The sequence below is a fragment of the Cellulomonas septica genome, assembly GCF_012396155.1.
Lineage (GTDB): Bacteria > Actinomycetota > Actinomycetes > Actinomycetales > Cellulomonadaceae > Cellulomonas > Cellulomonas septica.
Genome location: NZ_JAAXOY010000725.1, coordinates 1 through 1702, shown reverse-complemented (window position 1 = coordinate 1702; position 1702 = coordinate 1). Strand labels below are relative to the sequence as shown.

General features: G+C 74.7%; 1 protein-coding gene. It reads right to left on the bottom strand.

Annotated elements, in window-relative coordinates; all coding sequences use genetic code 11:
- Positions 1–7 precede the first annotated feature (7 nt).
- Entirely contained in the window at positions 8–1540 is a 1533-nt protein-coding gene (locus HGA02_RS18585; protein WP_246248077.1) for an MFS transporter, read from the bottom strand.
- Between the last annotated feature and the right edge of the window lie 162 nt (positions 1541–1702).

Genomic DNA, 1702 nt, shown 5'->3' with positions numbered 1-1702 from the left:
CTCGGGATCAGGCGGTGGCCTCCGCGAGGGGTCGGGCGACGGGCCGGGCGTCCGTGCGGACGGGCTCGTCGGGCGTGGCGGTCGTGGGGGCGCCGTTCGTGGGAGGTGCGGCGACGTCGGTCGTGCGCACCGCGGCGACCTCCCGGTCGTCGTCGGTCCGGCTGTCGTCGTCCTGGACGGCGCCGTGCGTGTCGCCCCCGTCGGACGGGGTCTCGTCGTCGGGCCGAGCGTCGTCCTCGTCGTGGGCCACCGCCGCGGCGAGCACGGCGGCCTCGGCCGCGTCGACCATGCGCTGACGGACGACGGCCATCGAGCCGAGGGTCGCGAGGACGGCGAGCGCGGTGCCGCCGACGAACACGGCCTCGAGGCCCCAGGTCTCGGCGACGAACCCGGCGAGCAGCGCACCGACCGGCATGAGCCCGTAGCCGAGGGTCCGCCCGGCGCCGCCGACGCGGCCGAGCATGGTCGCGGGGACGATCCGCTGGCGCATCGACATCGAGATGACGTTGCCGATCGTGTTGGTGAAGCCGAGCAGGAACAGCGTGACGGCGACGGCGCCGACGCTGCGCACGAGGACGGGCACGACCAGCAGCAGGCTGTTGGCGAGCCAGCACCCGAGCATGAGGCGCACCTCCCCGACGCGCCGCGTGAGGGCCTCGGCGACGAACGACCCGCCGACGGCGCCGACGGCGAGCGTGGCCGCGAGGAGCGTGTAGTGCTCGGCGCGCATCCCGAGCTCCGAACCCGGCCCGACGGCCCAGAGGACGAAGACCGCGAAGTAGCCGGTGCTGGCCATGTTCATGAGCGAGCCGGACAGCAGGAGCGGGCCGAGGACGCGGTGCCGCGCGAGGAACGTGACGCCCTCGACGACCTCGCGGCCGGCGCGCTTCCGCTCGGTGCGCTCGTGGCGGTACCGGCCGGGGATGCCGCGCCACAGCAGCACGGCGGCGGCGACGGCGAGCGCGGCGGGGACGCCGAAGACCCAGCCGGTCCCGAGGGTGAGGACGGCGCCGGCGATCGGGGCGCCGACGAACGAGTTGGTGACGGTCTGGACGGCGAGCGTCCGGCCGTTGGCGGCGCCCAGCCGCGACCGGGGCACGAGGTCGGGCACGAGCGCGCCGGCGGCGAGGTCGGCGAACACCTCGGTCGCGCCGTAGACGAGGGCGATCATCACGAGGGCCGTCATGGTGAGGCGGTCGGTCGCGATGAGGGCGACGCCGGTCGCGAGCACTGCCGCGCGGACGGTCATGGCGACGATCTGCACGACGCGACGGTCCTGCCGGTCGACGAGGACGCCCGCGACGAGCCCGAGCAGCAGCCAGGGCAGCCACGCGGCGGCGGTGATGAGCGCGATCTGCCCGGGCGAGCGGGTCAGCGTGAGGGCGACGAGGGGGACGCCCATGCCGAGGACGCCGTCGGCGAGGTTGGCGGCGCCCGTGGCGCCGAGGGCGGCGGTGAACCGGCGACCCAGCGGCTCGACGGGCGGCACGGCAGTCGGCTCGACGGGTGCGGCTGCGGCGGGGGAGTGCTGCGTGCTCATCGTGCGCCCCTAGGATTGAAGAGGAAGTTCTGCAAAGAGTTCTTTGCAGAGAAGACTTTGCAAAGGTATCTCTGCATATGGCCGAGCGCAAGACCCCGGACGACACCGCGCGCACGCCCGCGCCCGCTGACGACCTGGCGGCGATGCCGTCGCCCGCAGCCG